This window comes from Cysteiniphilum sp. (assembly GCF_057495195.1).
Map to the genome: position 1 here is coordinate 16,764 of NZ_JBXTEF010000041.1, position 24,929 is coordinate 41,692.

The 24,929-nt window shown below is 38.0% G+C and carries 15 protein-coding genes and 1 riboswitch; of the genes, 6 read left to right on the forward strand and 9 right to left on the reverse strand.

Going from position 1 to position 24,929, the window contains the following annotated elements; all coding sequences use genetic code 11:
• Positions 1-14: 14 nt before the first annotated feature.
• From ACY10D_RS03820 to ACY10D_RS03830, 3 genes are all read right to left on the reverse strand, one after another.
• Entirely contained in the window at positions 15-1,427 is a 1,413-nt protein-coding gene (locus tag ACY10D_RS03820) for a coniferyl aldehyde dehydrogenase (protein ID WP_486999450.1), read from the reverse strand.
• Positions 1,428-1,689: 262 nt separating this feature from the next.
• Positions 1,690-2,679, reverse strand: coding sequence for an oxygen-dependent tRNA uridine(34) hydroxylase TrhO (trhO, locus tag ACY10D_RS03825; protein WP_486999451.1), 990 nt, complete (start codon positions 2,677-2,679; stop codon positions 1,690-1,692).
• Positions 2,680-3,065: 386 nt separating this feature from the next.
• Positions 3,066-3,917, reverse strand: coding sequence for a LysR family transcriptional regulator (locus ACY10D_RS03830; protein ID WP_486999452.1), 852 nt, complete (start codon positions 3,915-3,917; stop codon positions 3,066-3,068).
• Positions 3,918-4,035: 118 nt separating this feature from the next.
• Between ACY10D_RS03830 and ACY10D_RS03835 the strand changes: the two genes are divergently transcribed.
• A complete protein-coding gene (locus tag ACY10D_RS03835; RefSeq protein WP_486999453.1) occupies positions 4,036-5,262 on the forward strand; it encodes an MFS transporter in 1,227 nt (408 codons plus the stop codon).
• A gap of 1 nt (position 5,263) precedes the next feature.
• On the opposite strand, the gene dxs is transcribed toward ACY10D_RS03835, so the two are convergent.
• Complete coding sequence (dxs, locus tag ACY10D_RS03840; protein WP_486999454.1) at positions 5,264-7,129, reverse strand: 1-deoxy-D-xylulose-5-phosphate synthase; 1,866 nt, start codon at positions 7,127-7,129, stop codon at positions 5,264-5,266.
• Between the two features lie 129 nt (positions 7,130-7,258).
• Positions 7,259-7,484: riboswitch (cobalamin riboswitch) on the forward strand.
• A 28-nt stretch (positions 7,485-7,512) separates the two neighbouring features.
• On the opposite strand from dxs, the gene ACY10D_RS03845 reads away from it, so the two are divergent.
• Both ACY10D_RS03845 and ACY10D_RS03850 read left to right on the forward strand, forming a co-directional pair.
• Positions 7,513-9,555, forward strand: a complete 2,043-nt coding sequence (locus ACY10D_RS03845; protein WP_486999455.1) for a TonB-dependent receptor — start codon at positions 7,513-7,515, stop codon at positions 9,553-9,555.
• Positions 9,556-9,648: 93 nt separating this feature from the next.
• The gene (locus ACY10D_RS03850; RefSeq protein ID WP_486999456.1) at positions 9,649-10,302 is read left to right on the forward strand and encodes a hypothetical protein; all 654 of its coding nucleotides are present in this window, start codon (positions 9,649-9,651) and stop codon (positions 10,300-10,302) included.
• 196 nt (positions 10,303-10,498) lie between these two features.
• Here the strand turns inward: ACY10D_RS03850 and ACY10D_RS03855 are convergent, their stop codons facing one another.
• Entirely contained in the window at positions 10,499-11,161 is a 663-nt protein-coding gene (locus ACY10D_RS03855; RefSeq protein WP_486999457.1) for a carboxymuconolactone decarboxylase family protein, read from the reverse strand.
• A 122-nt stretch (positions 11,162-11,283) separates the two neighbouring features.
• Here ACY10D_RS03855 and ACY10D_RS03860 point away from each other — a divergent pair, with 122 nt between their 5' ends.
• A complete protein-coding gene (locus tag ACY10D_RS03860; protein ID WP_486999458.1) occupies positions 11,284-12,153 on the forward strand; it encodes a LysR family transcriptional regulator in 870 nt (289 codons plus the stop codon).
• A gap of 240 nt (positions 12,154-12,393) precedes the next feature.
• On the opposite strand, the gene ACY10D_RS03865 is transcribed toward ACY10D_RS03860, so the two are convergent.
• The 4 genes from ACY10D_RS03865 to ACY10D_RS03880 all read right to left on the reverse strand — a co-directional run bounded on the left by ACY10D_RS03865 (position 12,394) and on the right by ACY10D_RS03880 (position 22,743).
• Positions 12,394-12,885 (reverse strand): hypothetical protein, encoded by a 492-nt coding sequence (locus ACY10D_RS03865; protein ID WP_486999459.1) that lies wholly within the window; start codon positions 12,883-12,885, stop codon positions 12,394-12,396.
• A 7-nt stretch (positions 12,886-12,892) separates the two neighbouring features.
• The gene (locus ACY10D_RS03870; RefSeq protein ID WP_486999460.1) at positions 12,893-13,585 is read right to left on the reverse strand and encodes a TSCPD domain-containing protein; all 693 of its coding nucleotides are present in this window, start codon (positions 13,583-13,585) and stop codon (positions 12,893-12,895) included.
• Positions 13,586-13,747: 162 nt separating this feature from the next.
• Positions 13,748-16,828, reverse strand: coding sequence for a hypothetical protein (locus ACY10D_RS03875; protein WP_486999461.1), 3,081 nt, complete (start codon positions 16,826-16,828; stop codon positions 13,748-13,750).
• 155 nt (positions 16,829-16,983) lie between these two features.
• On the reverse strand, positions 16,984-22,743 hold the full coding sequence (locus tag ACY10D_RS03880; protein WP_486999462.1) for a hypothetical protein: 5,760 nt from the start codon (positions 22,741-22,743) through the stop codon (positions 16,984-16,986).
• Positions 22,744-22,936: 193 nt separating this feature from the next.
• Here ACY10D_RS03880 and ACY10D_RS03885 point away from each other — a divergent pair, with 193 nt between their 5' ends.
• Together ACY10D_RS03885 and hutG are read left to right on the forward strand one after the other, a co-directional pair.
• Positions 22,937-23,800 carry a helix-turn-helix transcriptional regulator gene (locus ACY10D_RS03885; protein ID WP_486999463.1) on the forward strand — a complete coding sequence of 288 codons (864 nt, stop codon included), beginning with the start codon at positions 22,937-22,939 and terminating at the stop codon, positions 23,798-23,800.
• A 32-nt stretch (positions 23,801-23,832) separates the two neighbouring features.
• The gene (gene hutG / locus ACY10D_RS03890) at positions 23,833-24,921 is read left to right on the forward strand and encodes a formimidoylglutamase (RefSeq protein WP_486999464.1); all 1,089 of its coding nucleotides are present in this window, start codon (positions 23,833-23,835) and stop codon (positions 24,919-24,921) included.
• Positions 24,922-24,929 lie beyond the last annotated feature (8 nt).

A 24,929-nucleotide genomic window follows, 5' to 3' on the forward strand; every position in this document is an offset into this window, starting at 1 on the left:
TGGGAAACTGCCACCTATCCTTTAAAGAGTTTACGAAACCAAGAAAATCGTTGCCCATAAGGCGGATAAAGCCAAAGGGCACTATTGAGTCTACTGCGCTGACAAATTGATTTGGCATTAGAGAATGTTTTAAACCCTTCAAAACCGTGATAGCGCCCCATACCTGAACTACCAACGCCACCAAAAGGCAGATCATGCTGCGCGATATGGTTTAACACATCATTGATACACATCCCGCCACTAATAATATTCCTATTAATATACTCTTGTTCAGCACGGTCATAACTCAAAAGGTAAGCAGCCAATGGACGAGGTTTTTGGTTAATATAACTTATCACCTCTTCAATCGATTGATAGCTTAACACAGGTAACAATGGACCAAAGATCTCATCTTGCATCACTTGTAAATCCTTCTTTGGATTTAATAGCAGTGTAATTGGCATTTTTCGACTTTGGTCATTCGTTACTTTAAATACATCTAATGTAACAAACTTAACACCTTGACCTTTTGCCTCCTCAATATATTCTTGCAAGCGATTAAACTGTGCCTCATTAATCACGCTACTATAATCATCATTAGTCATGTATTGCGGATACATTTCTTTAAACGCTACGTCCATTTCAGCTACAAATGCCTCAAGTTTTTGCGCATGAACAAATACATAATCCGGTGCAATACAGGTTTGTCCGGCATTTAAGCCTTTGGCAAAAGTAATCATTTTAGCCGCTTTTTTTAAAGGAAAGTTTTGACTGATAATTAACGGCGATTTGCCGCCTAACTCAAGCGTCACAGGTGTTAAATTTTTAGCGGCAGCCTCCATTACCTTTCTGCCAATAGCCGTTGATCCAGTAAAAAACAAATGATCAAAAGGTAATTCGCTAAAACTTTGCGCCACTTCAGAATCACCTGTGACAACCGCCACTTCATCAATATTAAAAGCGCGTTTGCAAATTTCTATAATCATTCGATTGGTCTTAGGTGTATGCTCTGAGAGCTTAATGCACACCCTATTTCCCGCAGCCAAGGCATAGATAAGCGGTGATAAACTCAGCAAAATGGGATAGTTCCATGGCACCATAATGCCAACAACACCCATTGGCTGATAATAAATATAATTTTTAGCAGGTTTAAAAATCACACTGGTATGACGTTTCTCTTTAGCCATCCAACTGCGCAAAGATTTAAGGACATATTTAATGGTGCTCGTAACTTGAAAAATCTCACTCAACCAAGTCTCATTGGCACTGCGATGACCAAAGTCATTGCTTACTGCATCAATCAATGCCTCTTCATGCTTTAATAATGCTGAATATAAACGCTTAAGTTTATCTTTACGCAATGTATAGTCAGGATATTGATCAAGTGAAAAAGCTTTTTGCTGTAGTGAAAAAAGTTTTAATAAATGCGTTTTATCGATATTTTCCATTGATCTAGCTATTCCTTTGCTTTTAAGTAACTGAGCTAATTAATTATAGTTTATTGACTTAAACATCCTATTTACAGAGGTTATACACTTCCCTTATTTCAACACCCCGCCTCACAAGTTCGGCACCCCTATTGCAAAGAGGGGAATATAAAATCACAATTGCCGAATTCCCCTCTTTGCAAGAGGGGTGGCAGTCGTAGACTGACGGGGTATTTTAAAAACCATAGTTTTTCTAGGATGCGCAACTCCAACCTATTTTTTGTTAACGACTCTTATTCGCCAAACGATCTCTTTCGCGCTTTTGCTGTTTCTGCGCTTTACGAATTAATCCTGCTTGTTTTGCCTCTTCACCGATATGCAACTCGCCTCGTTCACGCGCTAATTGGCTTTGTTTTTCACGTTCTAAGAAACGTTTTCTTTGTTCAGAGGTATGATTCCCCTTACAATGATGACAAGATACACCTTGCTCATACTCAGGTTTCAGCTTATCTTCTTCAGTAATTGGACGACGGCAAGCATAACATTGATCATATTGACCTTTGGCTAAATCATGCGTCACAGCAACACGTGAATCAAAGACAAAGCATTCGCCTTGCCATAGACTTTTTTCTTCAGGCACTTCTTCAAGATATTTTAAAATCCCACCTTCTAAATGATAGACCTCATCAAAGCCCTGCTCTTTCAAAAAGGCAGTTGATTTTTCACAGCGAATGCCACCGGTACAAAACATTGCTACTTTTTTGTGTTGTGTCTTATCCAAATGTTTTTCAACATATTCAGGAAACTCACGAAATGTCTCCGTATGCGGATTAATCGCATTTTTAAATGTACCAATATCAATCTCGTAATCATTGCGTGTATCAATTAATAAGACCTCAGGATCAGAAATTAAGGCATTCCAATCTTGTGGTTTAACATAAGTGCCACATACTTTAAGAGGATCTAATCCTTCGACACCTAAGGTCACAATTTCTTTTTTTAGCTTCACTTTGGTGCGATTAAAAGGAATGTGCTCATCAAATGATTCTTTATGTACCAGATTAGCCAAACGTGCATCAGATTTTAAAAACTTAAGTACCGCTTCAATACCTGCTGCGGTTCCCGCAATCGTACCATTGATACCCTCTTTAGCTAACAATAGCGTACCACGCACCATATTATCTTCCATTGTTTTTAACAATGGTGCTCTTAATGCTTCATAATCGTCCAGTGTGACAAACTTATACAGTGCTGAAACCACGTACTTTGACATGCTATACCCTTTATACCTTATTTATTTTTACTATCTATCATTTGTATTATTCGATTTTAAACACACAACCGCAATCAAAATATGATGTATGATGGGTGCCGAGTGAGCGCATTATACACCATTTCACCTAAACGCCAAATATAGCTATTCCATTTATGTTTTACGTATTTAGGCTATGACCATATTCCTGCCCGCTTTGATTGTGTAAGCGCTGGCTGAGCGTAAGTCGAAGCCTCTATGAAGTGTGATTACCCTTCGACTTACGCTCAGAGCACGGTGAGCACTTGTGGGTGAGTTTTAGTCTTAGCCCGTAATTAGTTTCTAAAAATGCCAAGTAAATAACGAAAATCGTACAGAAAGTATAGATGGGATAGCTATGATTACTTTCACCTGGCATTAAAAACCATTTCAATAAGGCTCAATAGTGGTGAATTTTGCGCATAAACATAATAGCTTTGTATATTAGGCATGCTCTCAGAAATCTGCTCATTTATATTCAAAAGCATCTCTTTTTCCTGGGCAGCTAACAGTGGTGTTGGCAAGAAGCCATAACCAATGCCTTGGGTAATTGCATGCAATATCGTCGTATAAGAGGAAAAATAAAGTGCATTTTTAATCTGTAACGTATCTTTTAATTGAGTTAGCAAAATATATTTTAGTGTTTTCAAGTCTTGCTCAATATGATCAAACCCTTTTGCTAAATCACGTGAAATATAAGCATCAAGAACGATATCAGTATAGAGTCTAACATCAAAGCCATAGTCTTTGAGCATATTTTTTTCGCCTTCATTAAGTACAACTAAGGCAACATCTACCTCATATTTCAATAACAGTTCAATATGTTTTGTTTTATTTTCAACAACAAGGTCATAATCAAATGATTGATCAAGCTTCGTAACTTGGTTGATTTTACAAAATAGACTCTGCTCAAATATTTGTGATAAGGCAATTTTAAGCGTTGGCTTTTTATGCTTTAAAAAAGGCAACTCCAACTGATTAATACGATCGAACTCAAGTAGCATGGGCTTAATTATCGTATAAAAAGCATGCCCTTTGTTATTAGCTATTAATTTATTATTGGTTCGTTCAAACAATTGAAATCCCAAAGTATCTTCTAAGTTTTGTAGCTGTTTGGTCAAAGCTGGCGGTGTTAAAAAGATTAATTCTGCACTTTGACGCAAGCTTTTTAACTCATAGACAGATATAAAAACACGTAACTGTTGCAAGGTATAGTTCATTTATCTTCCCACTCAATTTTATTTAAAATAAGTTAACATTACATTAAATATTATTCAATTTTTATTAACATTAAAGTTTGTATACTGCTAATAAGTTCAAAAACCGAAGGGAATTATCATGAATCAACTAAAACTACTGATTTATTTACTTGCTTTATTGTCTATTTTAACTGTAAACATCTATATTCCAGCGATCCCGACATTACAACACACTTTCGCTACTACCAAGGCACATATTAGTCTTACCGTTAGTTTTTATATGCTTGGCTTAGCGATAGGTATCCCTTTATATGGAGCGATCGCCGATCATATCAAAACCTCTAAAGTGCTTATTTTCGGACTGACACTTTATATTATTGCGAATTTAATCGCGATATTTTCACCGAACATATCCACCTTTATCTTTGCACGTTTTATTGAAGGTTTAAGTGCTGCCAGTGCGCTTTGTTTATGGCAAGTTTTAAGCTTCATCTACTTTGAAGAAAAGGCAAAGCACATGATTAACTCAGGCTTTATTATCATTGGCTCAATGCCCGCATTGGCCCCCATGTTTGGTGGATTTATCCTATCGTTTAGCCACTGGCAAGCGCTTTTTGTTACCCTAACCATTCTGGCAATTATCCTCATTGGACTGACATTGAGTCTACCTGCGCCAAAAACCGCATCGCAAACTAAAAAGCCACAACACGAGCTAGAGCAAACACACATTTTATTATCCATTTTAAAACAATATAAACACTTGGTTGTTGATGTACAGTTTATGGTACTTGCCTTTGCCAGTGCTACGATCTACATGTCGGTATATGTCTACTTATCACAGGTTCCTTTTTTGCTGACAAAGCTTCATTTTGCGACAAAGAGTTTTAGCCTGTTCTTTATACCGATTTCAGTGGCATTTATTTTAGGGGGCATCTTCTCTAAGTTTTTACTGAAAAAAGGCACGTCATTTAAACAGATGTTTATATTGCCTGTAAGCATCTCCGTTATTGTTTTTATCTTAGTTGTCATTGCTGAACTAGTTGCTATTACTCTATCGGCATGGTTATTAGCTATTCCATTTTTTATTTTTACCATTGGCGCAGGTATTGGTATGCCAAATTTAGTAAGCCAAGCATTGTCACTCCATCCACATCGCCGTGGAACTGCGGCATCCGCTATTGGATTGGTGCAAAATCTATTTGCTTTTGCCTTTAGTAGTCTTGGCGCTTATCTTACCCGTTTTGGTTATAATGGACTTATTATTTCTTACGCTATTTGGGTTGGATTACTACTTACCTTCTTTGGTGCTTACCTTGCCATATCTCAGCGCAAAAAAACATCTCTTGAGCTTGCCCCCATAACTTAACTTAAACAATTGACTCGACTAATTGAATAATACCTTCCACTGAAATACCTACTTCTGCCAATAATGCATTTTTATCACCATGATCCTGATAATGATCAGGCAATCCGATGTTACGCACTTTGATTTTACTTAATAGGTTATTAGCAATTAGATATTCATTCACCGCAGATCCAGCGCCACCCATAATCACATTTTCTTCTAATGTAATCATCATCTCATGCGATTTGGCTAACTCTTTAATTATCTGTGTATCTAATGGCTTAACAAAGCGCATGTCTATCACAGTAGCATTAAGTTGTTCAGCTGCTTTAATGGCTATTGAAAGTAACGTGCCAAAGTTTAAAATCGCCACTTTTTGACCTTGACGCACGCATTTTGATTGCCCCATTTTCAAATCAAAACTTTCTGTAATCTCGGCACCTGTGCCCGTACCACGTGGGTAACGCACCATCGCCGGACCTTGATGTTTAAAGCCTAAGCTTAACATGTGGTAACATTCGTTTTCATCACTTGGCGTCATGACAACCGTATTAGGGATACAACGCATAAAGCTTAAATCAAAAATTCCCGCATGTGTTGCGCCATCAGCGCCTACAATGCCAGCACGATCCACAGCATAGAGAATATCTAGATTCTGTAAACTGACATCATGAATCACTTGATCATAAGCACGTTGTAAAAAGGTTGAGTAAATCGCAACAACAGGTTTATAACCCTCACAAGCAAGACCTGCGGCAAACGTCACCGCATGTTGCTCAGCAATCGCAACATCATAATAACGTTTAGGATATTCTTTTGAAAAACGAATCAAATCAGATCCTTCACGCATCGCAGGCGTAATCCCAACAAGCTTGTCATCTTTTGCTGCCATATCACATAGCCACTGTCCAAAGATATTTGAATAACTTAATTTGGCTTGTGATCCACCTTCAGTTGCAATATTTGAGTTGAACTGTGGACTAACATGATGAAACTTAATCGGATCTTCCTCTGCTTTTTCATAGCCTTTACCCTTTTTGGTTAAGATATGCAAAAGCTTAGGACCATCATGATATTTAATCGTTTTTAATGCCTCAACCAAAGCCTCAATATCATGTCCATCAATCGGACCCACATAGTAAAAGTTAAGTGCCTCAAATAAATTAGCCGGCACAAACATACCCTTGGCTTGGGTTTCCAAGCGTTTTGCCAGCTCAAAGGCGCCAGGGAGTTTTTTAAGAAACTTTTTACCGGTTTCACGAATATTGTTATAGGTTGAACCCGATAGAATTTTAGTCAAGTGACTCGTAAGCGCACCAACATTCTCAGAGATAGACATCTCATTATCATTTAAAACGACTAAAACATCTGAATGCATACCACCAGCATGATTTAACGCTTCAAACGCCATACCTGCGGTTAAGGCCCCATCACCAATAATGGCAACAGATTTAGCATTTGATCCTTTGAGTTTATCCGCTTCTGCCATGCCTAAAGCGGCCCCTATGGATGTACTGGAATGCCCTACACCAAAACTGTCATAAATACTTTCACTACGTTTAGGAAAGCCTGAGATGCCACCTGGTTTTTTAATAGTAATCAGCTCATCAGCACGCCCTGTTAGGATCTTGTGCACATAGGTTTGATGTCCCACATCCCACACTAAGTGATCATTGGGTGTATCATAGACATAATGTAAAGCAATGGTTAGCTCCAAAGCGCCTAAGCTACTGGCAAAATGCCCGCCTGAGACATCCAAAGTTTCAACAAGAAAGGTGCGTATTTCAGTCGCTAAATGTGTTAATTGAGAAACGGCAAGTTTGCGCAAATCACAAGGCGAGTTAATCTTTGCTAACAAGGGGTAATTTGCACGATTTGTTTTTGACATAACAACAAGCAATTTGTCTATTTTAGTTCTGTGGCATAGTATCCTTTACTATGCTGGCTTTCTCAAGTAAAACCCTTAATATTCTTTGCTTTTTACGAGCGACATCTTGCCATTTGCTCTAAAGCACCCTAATATCAGCACCTGTTAGGTGCTCATCGTTCTTTATACATGAGTTAAAAGGGAAATTGGTGTAAATCCAATACTGTACCCGCAACGGTAAACCGCGCTTTTAAAGATAGCTTAAAGAGCGTTTGCAATCATTCACTGGGCAACTGGGAAGAAGCATTTAGGTCATCCCATTAAATTATCTTGATGGGGATAAAGTCCGGAAACCTGCCTAATAACACAACGTTTACGGGAATATAAACAACAAAGAGGGCTCCATGCAACCATACCGTTTTCGCACCTTAAGTGCCATCATACTATTGTCTATTGCTGGGCAAACAAGCTTTGCTAATCAACAAAATAGCGACAGTGATAATAATGTAAAAAATGTCAAAGCCACTAGTGATGATAAACAGCTATCAGCGACTGAATACACCTTACCAACGATTGTTATAAATTATGCGAATCATTTAAATAATGATCAAAACAAAACACGATATAATAGCGATGGCTCTAAAGCACCGATTAGCGTCTCCTTAATGCCTAATTATGCCAATCAAAGCATTGACCGCACCATTGAGCAAAATGCTTGGGTTAACAGCAATAATAGTAGTGCAGCAAACCCCAGTTTTTATTTAAAGGGACAACGTGCGAGCGTTTTATTAAACGGTATTCCACTGAATCAATTTAACTCGCAAGCGCAGAATATTTCCCTGATCCCACAAGATAGCATTGAAAGTATCGCCATTGATCCTACAGCCAGTAGTGTACTTTATGGCGGCATGGGCTTAGGTGGCACAATTAATATTAAACAGAAATTTATAGCTCAAGATAAATACACGATTGGATTATCTGGCGGCTATCCATTTGGTGCTAGCGTTAATGTCTTTATTAATCAGCTATTGGATAATGAGAAAACATGGAGTTTACAGGTTGCTAATACTAGTCAAAGCATTGATGCCTATCGCGATTACTCACGCAACAATAGCAATAATGCATATATTGCCCTAATGCATCAAACCAACACACAAAAGTTTTCACTGAACTTCAGTGATAGTTATCAATATTTGCACTTTCCCGGTGCGCTAAATCAACAGCAAAGTGATGATAACCCATGGCAAGCGAGTAGTGGTAAAGAAAAATATATTAATCACACCATTAACACACAGCTTAATTTTGAACAAACACTTGATAAACAATGGCAATTTAACCTCAAATCGCAATATCAACAGCAATGGGCTAATGCTATTTTTGCAGAATCAAACTACTCCTCTAAACAAGGTAGTAGTTTGTTTTATTTACGCCCAAGCATTATATTTGACAATGATTTTGTGAAAAATAGATTTGGTAGCGAGTTTAATTATCAAACCTTCAGACAAAGCAGCACAATAAATAATGCGACACAAACCAGTATTGCATTATTTAACCAAAGTGACTTTACCTTAAACAAAAACTGGCAAAGTGGCATTGGTGGGCGTTTTGAGCATAGCTATACTACAGGTGATTTTATCTCGAGTAATAGCTCAGGCTCACAAGTGATTAATATTGGTGCTGGTGATATTTATTTGCAATACAACTGGAATAAGACGTTTAATACACGCGCTTCAGCTTCATATGCTTATCAGCTGCCTTTTATTGATCAATCTAATTTAACCCCTGGGACAACAACAAACTTTGGTTTAAATCCACAAACAGCATGGATCTATCAACTTGATAATACCTATAAAAACGATAAGTTGACACTTAAGAATAGTAGTTACTGGATGTTGATTAATAATCAGATTGATTATAACCCTAACTTTAAAAGTGATGACACACCTTTTGGCGCGAATATTAACTTACCGCCAACACAAACCATTGGTAATTTATTCGCGCTTGATTATGCATGGTTGCCGAGTTTAAGTCTTGGTGGTAGCTTTGCCTTTAATCTAAATACTTTTAGATCCGGTTTTTTTGAAAACAGCAATAAAATTAGCGTTGATATTAGTAATAATCAAGTCCCCGGACAGCCTCCTTTTACTGCGGAGATCCATAGTCATTGGCAATTTAATGACAAACTCTCTTTCTGGCTACAAGAGCAATATTATAGTGCAAGTTACGCCTATGGTGATTACACCAATAGCCTTGCAAAACAAAGCGGTTATTTCCTTACCAATCTTGGCGCTAAGTATCAGATCGATCATTGGCAGTTTAATTTCAATATTTATAACCTGTTTAATAAGTTCTATTACAGTTATGTTTCAACCTATAATTTAAAAGACCTAAGCTACTACCCCGCCGATGGCATTGTCGCAATGCTTAATATTCAATATCAGTTTTAATCGCCTGTTATGAAGCGTGCAACCTTGCTTTCTCTTGCTTTGCACTCAAGTGTTATCTTGCTAATTATCCTTTGTTGTCTGTTTGCGAAATATATGAATAAAACAGCTAATAAGCGCATTAACATTGCCCCAACCAAAGAGAGTATTCCTGCACATATTGTTTATCTTAGCCAAGGAAAAGTAAGCACCAACCTCCCAAATAGTGCAACAAGCCTTACGTCTGCAAGCCCTCAGACGAATACGTTAAAACCATCACCAACAATAGCTTATACGCCACTGACAACACACCATTCAAGACTACAAGTTGAAAACAATTCATCAAAGACAAAACCTGAAAATAAGGAGAATAACAAAAATAAAATAATTGAGAAAGTTGAAGCAAATAAATCATCGGCTCAATCGAATAATAAAGACGAGCATGTCACTGAATTGAGTACACCTTTAGCCACTTCTGCCTTTAGTAGCGCAGAAGAAATAAATAATATCATGTCAGAATTGCAAACTGCTTTAAGTAAATACCTTGCCAAACAACCTTCCCCCGATAAATCTTTTAATGTGATGATTACGCTCACAATTAATGATAAAGGCATCTTAGAAAAAATAAACTTCTCACCCTTGCCATCTCAAGCGCTACAAGAACTTCTTATTCAGTTTTTGCAGTCGCAAAATTATACGCATAGACTTTTATTGCCTCATAGTATTGATATCAATATTCCTTTGGAATTAATCGCTTCATCTTCCAATTAAATATCAATCGCTCCCTGAGCCTGTCGAAGGGAACCTAAAAAAGGTAAAGATGACTGTTGGCTTCGACTGACGCTCAGCCAACGTAGTACCTCTCACCCGTGCCGCTTACGCCGCACGACCTCTCCCTCAAGGGGAGAGGTGAGATTCGTAGGGGCGTATTGCATACGCCCTTTAGATTAAGTCCTACTCCACTCAATTACTCATTACTAAGCAAATCTTTTAATAGCACCAAGGCATTAGCAACTCTTGGAAACCCCACAAAGGGAATCGCTAGAAGTAATGATTCAGCAATCATTGACTTACTTGCCCCGCAATTTACAGCAGCCTCTGCATGTACAACAATTTGTCTATCACAGCTTCCCATCACAACAAGTATCATCAGTGATATTAACTCTTTGCTTAACATACTAAGCTCATTTTGACGCGCGAAAATCTGAGCAAATGCAAAATCATAAGTCAATGCAATAAAATCAGGACAAATATCATTAAGTTCATTAGCAAAAGCTTCTCCTGCATGCTCACCATGTAGCTGATTAAAAAGTGTCTCTCCTTCTTTTGCATAGCACACCTCATCAAAGCAAAGCTTAAAAGATGTATTGCTTTTGCTAGGGTTAAAATCTCTGATGTCATATGATGCTAGTTTTTCAATATAATATGGGTCATTCTCAACAAGCTCTTTTTGCTCTCTATCAGTAAGTTTTCGCGCTAAAATAAATCCGCCTGTTCGCGGTTCATAAGGACCTGACGCATAGATTAAGCCTTTGTCATAATATTGTTGTAAATGCTCAGTGTGTGCTTCTCTATAATGATTGATATCAGTTAGTGGCTTGATATATGTAATACTGATTAACGTTAACATTTATTTCCTCTGAAGTTTGTTGTCTATCAACAAAAACGATCTTACACTATCACCATATTTACGATAATAACCATTCTTTGAATATGACTGATTTAAAAATAAGATCAAACAAGTTGAGCATGATGCACTATCAATTATTCGACACACTCGCCCAATTAAACAACTTTAGACTAACTGCCAAGCACTGCAATACCACATTATCCAAAGTTTCAAATGCCATAAAAGAGCTTGAGCGCCATTACAATGCTACTTTATTTTATCGTAATACGCGAAATGTCAGCATCACACCAGAGGGGCAAAAAATATGGCCTACGATCAAAGAGTTACTTGCTCTTGAAAACAATCTCTACACTCAAATTCACAGTGTAGAAAATAAACTATATGGACTGCTTAAAATTGGTGTGCCGCAAAGTATTTTCAGTGAAGTATGCATCCCATCGCTTAAGTTTCTGAGCCTAGAACATCCGCAACTACAGTTGGACTGGCATATTGGTAATTATCTTCCCAATATTATTGCAGATAACTTTGATGGTATTATCTTTTGTGGTTTGCTACCTCCTCACCTTGATTACTATGCAGCAAAAGTCGGCACATGGACAAAAATCACTTGTGCCACACAAACCTATCTTGATGATCATGCTGATATTAAATCACCATCGGATTTAGCTCAACACAAGTGTATTGATCATAGTCACAATTTTAAAGGCACATGGGAATTTACAATCAATGATAAAGTATCATCTATTGCAGTCGCAGGACAGTACAAAAGTTCCTCAAGTAAATCATTATTAGATATGGCGTTAAGCGATCTAGGCATTGCCTATCTGCCTTCTTTTACTGTGCAATCAGCTATTAAACACAAAAAGCTTATGTCGATATTGCAAGATTATCAACCACCAGCCTTAGACTGCTATTTGATTACTAAAAGCACGCTTAAAGATGACCCAAAACTGCAAGCTTTATTCAACGCCATAAAAGAGCATTGGCTTTAACCCGCTCAAGCATTGTCTTCGACTGACGCTCAGCCAACGTAGCCCCCTCATCCGCGCAGCTTACGCTGCACGACCTCTCCCGCAAGGGGCGAGGTAATAAATTTGTAGGGCATATTGAAACTTATTATGACTACATGCTCCCCTTTAAATTATCCGCCTTTCCCTGAGCTAAGTCGAAGGGAATATAAAATATAAAGGGGTAGCAAATTCGTAGGGGTGTATTGCATACGCCCACCCCCGTCAAACACCTAAAGGCCGTTTAACAATAAACCGACTTAAGCCAATCCAAAGATAAAGATAGCTAAAAAAGCTTAACCAACCGGCAAAACTACCAAAACGATAAAGCCAACTAATTTGTGACAACATGTGGTTAATATCAGCATTTGCCTGCCGCATTAATATTTGCTGCATATAGGGAATCGCAAGGCTGCTAAATAATACAACCACACTAAAGATCACCAATAAAACGCCTGCCACAATTAAGTTTTTCTGCACATTTGGACGCGTTAGTTGAATGATTTTTTTAGGGAAAAAATACAATAACACCACAAATTCGGCAATATAAGCGATAATCGTTAAAGTAAAGCGCCAACTAAGATCAGCATTAATCTCAGGCAAACGCACAACAAACCAACTTATCACAGAGATTGCAAGCAGCAATGCCGCCCATTTACTCTTAAGAAAAAAACCAAGATAAATGCAAAAAGCAAGATAGAAAAAGGCATAAATCATGATTGATTTATCCGCACTTAGAGTAACCGCAATTTAAGCAAGTTAAGCAATTATCCATGCGCACCATCGCTTTAGTGCTGCATTTGGTGCATAGTTGTGACTCAGGTGGAAAGTTACTGCTTGCGTCATTACTTGGCTGTTGACGCTGATCCAGCTCTTGACGTTTAGCGGCAATATATTGCTTTTGTTCTTCATCTAACTCATCATCTGGCAACATGCCAATTTTCTTCAAATGTTTTTCAATCACATCACCAATTTCAGAAACTAATGAAGGAATATACTTCCCGCCACGCTTTAAATAACCGCCATTAGGATCAAAAACAGATCGTAGTTCTTCAACTAAAAAGGTAATATCACCCCCTTTGCGAAAAACTGCTGAAATAATCAAAGTCAAAGCAATCGTCCACTGAAAATGCTCCATATTTTTAGAGCTTAAAAAGATCTCAAATGGGCGACGCATCTCATGCTCAGTACCTTCATTTAAAACGATATCATTAATTGTCACATACAACGCATGCTCTGCCTGAGGTGGCTTAATCTTATAGGTTTCACCAAGCAATGATTCTGGACGCTTGATATTTTCACTCATTTGCTGATGTGATTTTTCTTTTTTTGTTGATTTAACTGCAACATTGCTTGCCCCATCATCGGGTTTGACAATATTAAAGCCTGTGATTTTTTTCTCTATTTTAACTGCCATTTTTACTCTTTTTACTCTAAACGGTTAATAAAAAATTTGCGATAAATCGCGCATCAAAAGTCGTCTTATTTTGCCTGAGCACGCCGATGAAAACAATCGATAATTTATTGAAGTTTTGCTTTACTTTTTAATCTTATTAACTGCAGTTAATAAATTCAAGAATCAATGGCTATCAGTGCTTACATCCAATTGCGTTGCAACACGCATATTGTTCATAATCTCTGGGTTTTCAGATAAATTAGCCGCTGGCAAATTAGCCAACAATTGCCATTTAGCTTGTGACTGATCATAGGTATATAACCCCTTACTTGCTAATACATAAACCGTATCATTAATCGTTTTTAATCCATAAATATTGGCTTGTTTAAATGGGTTAGAATCAGCACCTAGAATCTGTCTTGGCATATATTTGTTCGCATAATAAACCGCATGCGTGTTCAGTGAAGAAAAGTAGACATTGCTATTGCTATCAAATGCGACGGACATGTTAGAGCTCGCATCATTTGGAAAGGTAGCTATTTGTTGCCATACACTATTCTTAAGCACCTCAATACAAACCATATCTTGACCATTTTGACCACACTGCATACTTTGATAAATATCTCCCGTTGCTGTTTTACCCATGTTAAATACCTTAATAGTGCCAAGTGCTTTAGCAATCGTTTGTGTTAATGGCGAGTTGTTTTGATTGGTTAATTTATAGGTTTGACCTTGTTCAGTCGCTATGTAATATAAGTCACCTTTGTCATCTAAAGTCATTGGTATTGCATCTTTAATCGTTGATGAAACAGGTGTTGCCAACTTACTCCAACCATCAAAATCATTGACTGAGGCTTGCGCTATATAGGCATGTGCATCTTCTATCATACCAACGTTTGACACAACAATTTGCCCTGAACCATTGATTTTGATATGTGTACTTTGACTTAAATCTCCCAATGCATCACTTAGTCCCAAAAAAATATTCTGACCGTTAATAGATAGTACTGAAGTAAAGCGCTTACCCAAAACTGGTGGGTAAACATCTGGCAAAAATGGACGCTTCAATGTTTGATAACCATTACTGATAAAAACGACACCTTGAGGAGAAATGCCAACGCCTGAAATAAAGCTATTTAACATATACTCACCTGTACTTTTCCCAACAAATAGTACATGCCACCCTGCTTGATCATACTGATAAACATAAGGTGTTGTCTGGCTGTTCACACTCGCATACAGTACACCACTTGCGGTAAAATTAAATCTTTTATTTTTATCCGCATGAGCGCCAAGCTTGTCAATCTGTAATAAGGCCGTTGCTTTATCTCCTGCATTTACATTTTGCCCTTTGATATAAATATAACAGGTGTTATCGCTTTTCGTAGAATAAGCATCAAGTGTTAATGTATTGATCCGCCCTTTTGTAAATAACTGATCACTGTTAAAACATGATTTAGGGCACGTATTGGCACTACACCAAGCTTGCGTGCCATCATAGACAGAAAACTGCTTAAGATTGTCATTAGTTAATGACACCAAAACCGACTCGTTATTAAAATTGGTATTGGTGAGTTTAATCGCTTTGACACTCGGATAAACCGTATTATCATCTTGCGATATTTCGGCATTAACCCCGCTTTTAGTTAAATAGATATTACTATTAATCGCTGCAGCTATATTGGTTTGTTTTGCTAGGCTTAAACGATAACCTTTAGCATCGGGTGACGCGTTTAATTGCGTATACTTAATCCCAATATAACAGGTGCTATTTACCGCTAATGTCCCACCCACTGCACAAGATACTTGACCATTGGTTGGTGCGACAACACTCAGATAGTCACCTTGTAGTGGTTGATTTGTTGTGTTTTGATATAACTGAAATGCATCCAAACTATTAGGCAGCTGCCAAGCAAAGGCACCATGATTAACAATCGCAACATTGATCACGCTATTATGCGAATCCATATTAATGTAATGCGATGCTTCTTTAAAGCCAACATCCGCACCTGCAATTGTTACATCCTGATCAGAGACTTGATCTTGAGTGCTATAAGCTATTTGATCAGAAAAATAATTAATATTGGCAAAGCGCTTATTAAAATCCTGAGCCTGATAGGCATTATCTGCAACTTGATATGACAGGACACAACTTCCGCCTGCTGCTAATAAGGTATCTTTTTGACACGTTTTTTGGATGTTTTGCTTATTCTGCATATTTTTAAGTGTCACACCTTGTGGCAACGTCAAAGCAATCGTTTTAATCATCATTGCCCGAGTACTATGATTGGTAAGTGTCTGTTGATACTCCCCTGGTGTTTTAATATCGAGACTTAATAAGGTTGCCGGTACGGAATAGGCATTAACGCTAACCGGAACCAAATCTTGCGCATTATCAGCAATCACCTGAAAAATGGGGTTATCATGGTATTTGTTTTGCTCAAGCGCTTGATAGAAATACTTAATTGCCTCACCCGCAATATTCTCATCAGGCTTAACAAGAAGCGCTATCGTCAACGTTTGCTTAGATGCTAACATTGTCGTATTAGCCGATATCATCTTCGTGATTGTACTATAATGACCACCTGTAATATCTTGTAAATCTAATGCAGCAATCACTGCATCTGGTGCGTGACTTAGGTCAACCTTTACATCTTTGACTGCTTCATTATTAGGATTATGAATCACAAACTGCATCATACCACCTGGTGTTATCGTGATGGATGATTGCAACTGCAAAACATTTGTCATCTCACTGGCAGGTTTAAATGTTGTTTTCACAGGCACTTCAATCGCTGTTTGCGAAGCACCACTTAATGCGATCTTTACATCACCATTAATGGCAGTTGGAGCCAAGGATTCAACACTATAGTAAAGATTACAACTTTGCCCTGCTTGCAGGTTTACACCTGTGCCATTTGACCAACATGAATCTGCATGACCAGACTCAAGATGAACATACTGAGCAACAGTTGGTGATATCGATACTGCTGTGATGTGCACAGATTTTGATGGTGATTCAGCAGCACCGACTTGATTCATTTCAAACGTTTGATCCATACCTACCTTTACTTGAATTTCAACCTCTGAGCTTCTATCTGTTGCGGTTTCTGGCGTTAATTGCTCAGGCATATCACTGCTGACTGCAAGAGGGCTTACTATTGGCGCCGAACCACTGCTATTGCCACCACTACCACCACAACCAGCAATGGCTAATACCGTCATACTGGTTAAACAAAATACTGATTTCTTAATCCAAGGCATAGATATTCCTCTTTGGCTATTTTTAAATGACAGAGATAAATTTAAGATCCATAACACTATGATTGCTATGGATCTTGTTAGATTGCAAAGTGTACTAAGCACACCTTAAGAAGATAAGTGTACAAAATACACCCTATCATTTTTGATTTTAGCTATTACTGTTTTTTAATCTGCATACCATTGACCACATCGATATCTTGAAACTTAGGAGATGAGCCCAACATTGGGATTGGGTTCTCAGTCTGCCATGGTGAGTTTTTATCATACCCCATCATATACATTTCATTGACTGAACCATCCGTGCTAAAGTGTGTTGTCTCTCGCTTGCCTAACATATAGATATATTGATCGACTAAATTTACAGGGTTATAGACAATTTGCAGGTTTAACACACCATAATATGGGTTAACTGATTGACTTATTAGCTGATAGCCCTCTGTAAGCTCGCCTGCCAAACTTGCCGGATCAATTAATACCATGTCACTTGCTTGGCACTGATCATTACCTGTAATCACTGATAAAACACCATTTTCTTTACAGCCCAATACGGCTTTGTATACTTTTTTCATTGTCGAATTACCACCTTTTTGTGACGTACCTGTCGGATGTGTACCAAACAGAATGTCATAGTGCGGCACTGGCGTTAATTGTATTCTTGGATTAACCGCCAAGGTAAAAATCTGTCCATATTGACCTGAACCCGCCGGTGGGTTATTCTCAGGAATAGACTCCAAATTATTCCACTTGTTGTTACTGTATAATGCAACATTACCATTATTTTTATACTCAGAGATCATCAACAAAGTGGGTCTATCAGGATTATCATTTTTAAGTGTAAATGGTAGCGCGTTTAATTCACCCAAATAGTAATACCCAGATGGCGCATCATAATACTTCTGCCATGTTGGTGAGCTTGGTGCACCTGGCACACCAATCTCATCAACAGGAATACGATAGATCTCTTGATCTTGAGACACCGTAGCATATAAATACCCTTTATCAAATTCAAGCGATGTAATGCTGACATTCTTTGTTGAATTAGCAACCAACTGCATTCCTTGATTAGTTAGTTGATAAAGTGTCGTATAACGCCCATCAGCATAAACATTACCATGATCATCTGTTACTAAATCAGCAACACTAGAGTCTTCTGTTGAGGTTTGTCCTATCTCTTGCCAATTATTAACATCAAATAAAAAGCCATCTGCTTTGTCTAAAATATTATGATATAACTTATTGTCTTTCATTAGATATAGATTTTGTAATGGCCTTAATTCATAGCTTTTCATCTGTCCTGGCAAGCCTATTGATATATGATCAATGGCAAGTGCTGGGGCATTGGTTTTATGAACGTAGACTTTACACTGACTTGGTGTAATATCCTCTCCATCGATTGTTGCCGCTGGCATCATAATTTTACCATTATTGATATCACACGACTTGGGACAAGAAAGCGCTGTACACCATGGTGAATTAATACCTGTGGTTAACACTTGATAAGCATTTTGGTTTTGTGGCATATCTATATCTATTTCTTTAGCAAGCGATGTGTAGTTTGATAAGGTAATTGCTTGCGTGTTTAACCCAACTCCGCCACTATCAACATGACTTTCAAAGCCTAACTCATTAACAACATGCAAGTTGAGCTTACCATCATCAATCGTCAAATGAAGATCCGGAGAAACTTGCATATTATAATCACCAGCCACAACATTACTATGCGCCTCAATCGTTAAATTACAACTCTCAGCAGATGCCAATGAAGTTAATGCAGTACAAGAGTTTGTCGTAGCTCCCAGTACCGCAAAATTTGCGCTAACTAACTGCCCTGCTTGATTATAAAAGTGTATATCATTTGTTAAGCTTGTTGCAGTTGGAATTTGCCAGTTAAATGCACCTGTATTCTCAATCGTCATATTAACCGTGCTTGTCTCACCTTGCTGAGGGCTGAGCATATATAAATTACCATGTGTTAATTGCGCCTTGTTTTGTGTAAGGTTTATCGGCACATCATATTTAACGCCACCACTTAAGGTGATCTCAAGTTTTGGTTTCACGCCATTGCTAGTTATGTAACTATTAGGATCTGCATTTAAACTAACACTCTTTAAATTGCTATAATGCAATGTCAATGGGTAAGTCGTATCATCATTTACAAGGCTTAACCCAACGCTATCTCCTGTAATCAAAGCAATATTTTCAAGCTGTGTTTGTGAGCTTCCGCTATATTCAAATTGATAGAAATGATCCCCAGGTGAATCAACATTGATATTTGAATCAGCTAAATCAAATGGTGCTTTGACATCAACTGGTGGACAAACTTTATTACCATTAGATGCTGTGGCATAAATCAAACAGCTTTCTGCATTATCGAGCAAGCTACCTTTATTGGCATTTAACCAATCAGATACACTTTGATCCATCGCAGGTGTGAAACTAAACTGATAAGACTGTGAGGGTGCTAAGCTGTTAATCACCAGATTATCACTATCTCCTGTTAAGACTTCAGGGATATGCAGCCTCACACCACTTAAGCTTTCATATTGTGACGGGTTGGTGATTTCAAGGGTATTTACCTTACCTGCTGTTAAGGTTAAATCACTTAATTGCGGTGATATATAATCAACATTATCATCACCTCCCACAGTCAGTGCTTGATGCAGAAGCTGTATGTTTTGCCCATCGACTGTCGCGTGAACATTGATAAAGCCATTAATGGCCTCGGTTAATGCTGTATCACTATTAAACATAAGCTTTTGTCGAATATTACAATGTTCACCGGGTTGTAATGTCATGCCATCAACGCAACTGCTTATTTCAGCTTCACTGGCAAGAGTAATAGCTGAAAGCCCTTCTAAGCTAAAGCTTGGGATACTATCTAATGTGATAGCATGCGTTGCATGATTTGTTAGTTGATAGCTGACGTACACGGGATTTTCATCTGCCTCAACTGTCGAGAATTTAACCTTGCTTGGTATAAACCCTGCATCAACGGGATCAAATAAATAAGCATTTGTCGTTGTTGTATAAATCACATTTTTTGCATCTGCTAAATTGTTTTTAGCCGCAATCTCAAGGGCGATCTGATCAGGAGTCGTATGACTTAGACCAAGTACTAATGTACAACTTTGCCCAGGCGCAATACTACCTGCACTTAAGCAGCTAGATTGCGCTGGAGCAAGGGTTACCCCTTGGGCAAGCTCATTATTTGCTAAATCAATGATTTTATAGTCAGCACCATTATCACTCATATGCCAGTCAAATTGACCATTATTGGTCATCGTTAGTGTTTTTTGTAATGTACTGCCGTCTACTAATGGCTTTTGCATCTGGCTTAAGAAGTTAGGGGTAATATTAATATCATTGCTTGTTATCTGATTATCAACGTGGATTTGTTTTTGCAATGATTTATTTTGATTGTTCAGACTATAATCCACCTGATACATCGCACTACCCTCTGCTGAGCTAATGACTTCAAGCGGGATATGCACGGTACTATTGGCATTAACTGTTAATGGAAAATAAAGCGCTGGGTCAAGGGTTACTCCTGTCATACCATGACCTAAAGTCAAGGCAGTAACAACCATCGGGCTCGTTGTTGGATTATGTAAACTAATCGACTGATTATCAGTGGCCGTTAATGTTTGATTATCTGCCTCTAGCGTATATTTAGTTACGTCAAAGCTTGGGTACAATGCCAACATGTTTGCTGCTGTTAAGCTTAAGTCATGTGTTGTTTGATTCGTTAATAATGCATCATAGTGCGCGTCAATATAGCTCTCAGCTGCAACGCTTGAGTTAAAGCTCAGTGTAAAGATATAAGACTGACCCTGCTTTAATACTGGAATCATTAAGCTTGATTGGCTTTCAGCTGTTAATAAATCACGTAAATCTTGCGGTAAATGTAATGCTAAATTAACAATATCTTGATCGCTATTATTCTTCAATGCAATTTGTATACGCTCATTATTTATGCTACTTGGTGTGACTTCACTTAAACTTACACTCGGCAATACCGCACTGGCATCATTACTTGCTGCCGCAATTACATTAAGCGCTGATAGGTCAAGTTGTGCAATATTTTGATGTGCTTGTGTATTAATATCGGCATCAATGCTGATTTTCCCTTGGGCAAGTGCACCAATAGCTGTCGGATTAACAAGACCGATGCTTAACACACAGCTTGCGCCTCTTGCCAAGCTCATACCATCTTGACAGGCGTTGGCATCTGCTAAGGGGTCATTAACGCTTTTGTAGCCTTGAGGTAGATGCACTTTAATATTCGTCATCGCTTCCTGATCATCATTGGATAATAATAAGCGATATATTGCCTGAGTATCTGTGGTATTAATCACGTAAGGAATCAGTTGATACTTAGGTGATAGTGATACCTTTTGATCAACCAAGCTTAAACTCACTGTTTTGACGCCATCTTGTGCAACATTATCACCCAATGGAATATTAATAGTGGCACTATCTGGAACATTTTGAGCAATATCTTTGGTGTAACTTACATTTAATGTGCAAGAGCCGCCAGGCTTAACCACTTTGCCACTTAAGCAACTTTGTCCTGTTGAGGATGCGCTTACCGAAATACCTTCGCCGCCCACCTCATAATCACTTGCATTTGTAGAAGGATACCAATCAAATTCGCCATTATTGGTAATCGTTAACGTTTTAACTAAATGATCAACATACGGTAATACATGACTATTGACACTTAATGATTGTGCTTTGATTAACGCATCAATATCTAATTGGTAATCTAACGCTTTTGTTTCATTGCCAGAGTGTGTTTGATAGTCGACACGAACTTTAACAACACGCTCGGCAACATCGCTATCAAGCTTGATATAAAGCGTTTTGGTTGAGTTAGCTAAAACACTTAGCTGGCTTTGATTAACAGTTATCCCTTGTTGAATAACATGACCTTGACTATCCAATAATGCAATGCTGACATGATCATAATTTTGGTTGGTATTGTTCTTTAAAGTTACCGGATAGAGTGTTTGTGTGCTATTAAGCGCAGCGGTTGGAGCTGATTTGATTTCTAAACCGCTATTGATATCAATATTTTGAATCATGGTTCTTTTCAAGTTATCTGCAACAACATAAAACTGATTTAATGCATTGGTAATCGTCTCTTTAGTCACATCATCGGGTAGATGAAATGCTAGTGTTGCACTTTCACCTGGCGTTAATGCGTCAATATGCAAATGTGTATCCGTGCTTATACCAGATAAAGCAGCAGGTAATACAAGCTTTAGATGACGCAAAGTTTGGTCTGATTGATTGGTCAATACAATACTACTATCAGCACCTAACATAATCTCTAAAGGCGTTTGCTCAACCGAGTACGTAAAGTTATCACTTGCCAGAAAGGTTTGATTTACAGGTGCATTAAGCGCAAAATCAGTATTACTATGCTGATACTTAATCGTCAGATGTGTATCTAAATGCACAGGAGCGTGACATGATACGCTAAAGGCAAGCTGACATTGCTCACCTGTTGTTAGTGTTTTATATGATCCGTTACTTTGGAGACAGCTGTTTGTTGTATCCGTATTAAAGGTGGCGTTACACCCTTCAGGTAGCGCATCAAAATATGCCTGCTGTATTGTCGCACTGCTACTGACTGATGTACCAACTCCCGTGATGGTATTGCTTGCATTATTAGCAATCATCACACTATCACTACAACTGGAATCACCATTTTCTGCTGCTTGACATAAGTAATTATTGCTATTACTTGCTGCAAGTACCGCAGTTACTGACGCGTCATTCGAGCTTGAGCTGCTACCACCTCCGCCACCGCAACCAGAAAGCACGACGGCAACGGCAATGCAACTTAATTTAATGGGTAAACCAAATTTATTAAATGGGTTAGATAAATTAGAAATAAGATTGTTTTTCATATGCTCCTCTTTGAATCATTCTGATATTTAACATCACAAATACAAAACTGGTCACTGTTTGTGCCAGGGAGCATAGTTATACTTTTTTTAAATAGGACTTATTAGTGTATAAAATACACCCTGTATTTTATACTTGTGTCCTCACATTTCTCATCTAAACTTGATACAGTCAGGTGTTAACGGATATAGCTACATGGGTAATAAGTATACAAAAAATGATTGTATTAATAAAAATGACAATAATGACAACACTCATGAGAATGATAAAAACACCTACTACCTTAATTCATTTAGTCATTTATCAACAAAAGACATGACAGCTATCTATCGCGATTGCCAGTACAATGAACGCGCAATTAAAGAGATTCTGACACTTATTTCACAAGATGGCATTATTGGTTTTGATTTTTTCCGTGTGACTAAATCCTATGACTTTAATTATGTTGGCAGCACCGTACCTGATGAGCTTAAAGCTTACTTTAGATTGGGATTTTGGCAGCTTGATGCCCTTTATGGCACACTCAATCAAGAAGCCTATCGCATCATTGATTATAGTGAGTTTCCACAGCAGCAGCCTGCCAAGCAAAATTTTGATGAATACCTAACACTCGTCACTGAAAGACTTTATGCTGATTATAAAGATGTCTTACTTTTTAACACCACTAAAGCCTCATTTAACTTATGCAGCTTCAAGAAAAAGGCGCAATATTTCCAACGTTTACGCTCGACAATGAATCTTATCTATAAACGCATTCATATCCAACAACTATTAACGCCCTCTGCTGAGGATATCAAACGCTTAAAAGCACAGAATACACCGCAATTTGAACAACCAAGACTTGCTTTAATTCAAGCACTTTATAATCTCACAGAAAGTGAGCTCATGCATCTTAAAACCATTGCTGCAGGTGGTTCAGCAAAGGATATTGCACGCCAATCGGGACGCTCATATCGCTATATTCAAAATATTATTCTTGAGTTGATTGAAAAGCTCGAGCTTATTAATAAGGATGAGCTTGAAACTATTGCCCAGATTATTATGACCTATGAAGATTAAAAATGCATATATACATAGTATTTTAAAGAATTTTGCATATCAGGGTTGCGATCAAGCACTTTATTGGTAAAGATATTACACATTCTGTAATTAAGTATGCTTTTAATCTTATGAAATACTTGCCTGCTAATAACACATCAACCTATGCTTCTCGAGTAACTGATGTTAACAATGAGTATTTCCATCAACTGATTAAAAGCATTGATCTTAATCAAACCATCGGCACATTAGAGTATGATAAACAACATTTTATCTTAATTGGCTTTTGCTGTGATGAAGGTGTGAAGCGCAATCAAGGTGTTATAGGCGCCAAAGAAGGTCCTGAATACTTTAGACGTGCGTTTTTTAACTTAGCAGCACATCTAGAGAGTAATACCATGCTGTATGATGCGGGTAATGTCCATTGCGATAGCAATGATCTTGAGGCAGCACAGCAGTTATTAGCAGAATATGTTGCTAAAGTCATACAACTTAACGCCACACCGATTGTCATTGGCGGTGGGCATGAAACGGCTTGGGGACACTTACAAGGCCTTTATAAAGAAAAGTTAAACCCAACAATTGTTAACTTTGACGCACACTTTGATTTGCGTGAAACTTTAACAGGCGACCTTGGCAGCTCAGGTACCCCATTTTATCAAGCATCACGTTACTTAAAAGATCAACAACTAGACTTTAACTATTATTGCTTAGGTGTGCAGCCGCTTGCTAACACTAATCGTTTATTTGATTACGCTCATGCGACCAATACACAGTATTTGCTTGCTGAGTCCATCAACAACAGCCCACAAGACTTGTCATTTATTGACAAAATTACAGCACAAAATAAGCAAATCTATATCACGCTATGTCTTGATGTTTTTCAAGCAGCGCTTGCCCCAGGGGTGAGTGCACCACAAGCATTAGGTATTGATAGCCCTTTTGTCACAAATGCATTACGTAAGCTCAAGCAATCTAAAAAAGTAATTGCTTTAGATATCGTTGAGCTTAATCCAAAAAAAGATATCGATAACAGAACCGCTAAACTTGCAGCAGCACTTCTTGCTAATTTTCTACAATGTGAATCAAGGTTTAAATTATGCACAGTATTTTTGTGCCAGCAACTCAAATGCTGCACATAGCCTTCCAA

Excerpts from the sequence above, each read along its gene's own strand:
- ACY10D_RS03850 (WP_486999456.1), top strand. The coding sequence starts at position 9,649 with ATGAATAAAACAGCTAATAAGCGCATTAACATTGCCCCAACCAAAGAG.
- ACY10D_RS03880 (WP_486999462.1), bottom strand. The coding sequence starts at position 22,743 with ATGAAAAACAATCTTATTTCTAATTTATCTAACCCATTTAATAAATTT.
- trhO (WP_486999451.1), bottom strand. The coding sequence starts at position 2,679 with ATGTCAAAGTACGTGGTTTCAGCACTGTATAAGTTTGTCACACTGGAC.
- dxs (WP_486999454.1), bottom strand. The coding sequence starts at position 7,129 with ATGTCAAAAACAAATCGTGCAAATTACCCCTTGTTAGCAAAGATTAAC.
- ACY10D_RS03865 (WP_486999459.1), bottom strand. The coding sequence starts at position 12,885 with ATGATTTATGCCTTTTTCTATCTTGCTTTTTGCATTTATCTTGGTTTT.
- ACY10D_RS03855 (WP_486999457.1), bottom strand. The coding sequence starts at position 11,161 with ATGTTAACGTTAATCAGTATTACATATATCAAGCCACTAACTGATATC.
- ACY10D_RS03835 (WP_486999453.1), top strand. The coding sequence starts at position 4,036 with ATGAATCAACTAAAACTACTGATTTATTTACTTGCTTTATTGTCTATT.
- ACY10D_RS03845 (WP_486999455.1), top strand. The coding sequence starts at position 7,513 with ATGCAACCATACCGTTTTCGCACCTTAAGTGCCATCATACTATTGTCT.
- ACY10D_RS03885 (WP_486999463.1), top strand. The coding sequence starts at position 22,937 with ATGGGTAATAAGTATACAAAAAATGATTGTATTAATAAAAATGACAAT.
- ACY10D_RS03830 (WP_486999452.1), bottom strand. The coding sequence starts at position 3,917 with ATGAACTATACCTTGCAACAGTTACGTGTTTTTATATCTGTCTATGAG.
- ACY10D_RS03875 (WP_486999461.1), bottom strand. The coding sequence starts at position 16,828 with ATGCCTTGGATTAAGAAATCAGTATTTTGTTTAACCAGTATGACGGTA.
- ACY10D_RS03870 (WP_486999460.1), bottom strand. The coding sequence starts at position 13,585 with ATGGCAGTTAAAATAGAGAAAAAAATCACAGGCTTTAATATTGTCAAA.
- ACY10D_RS03860 (WP_486999458.1), top strand. The coding sequence starts at position 11,284 with ATGCACTATCAATTATTCGACACACTCGCCCAATTAAACAACTTTAGA.
- ACY10D_RS03820 (WP_486999450.1), bottom strand. The coding sequence starts at position 1,427 with ATGGAAAATATCGATAAAACGCATTTATTAAAACTTTTTTCACTACAG.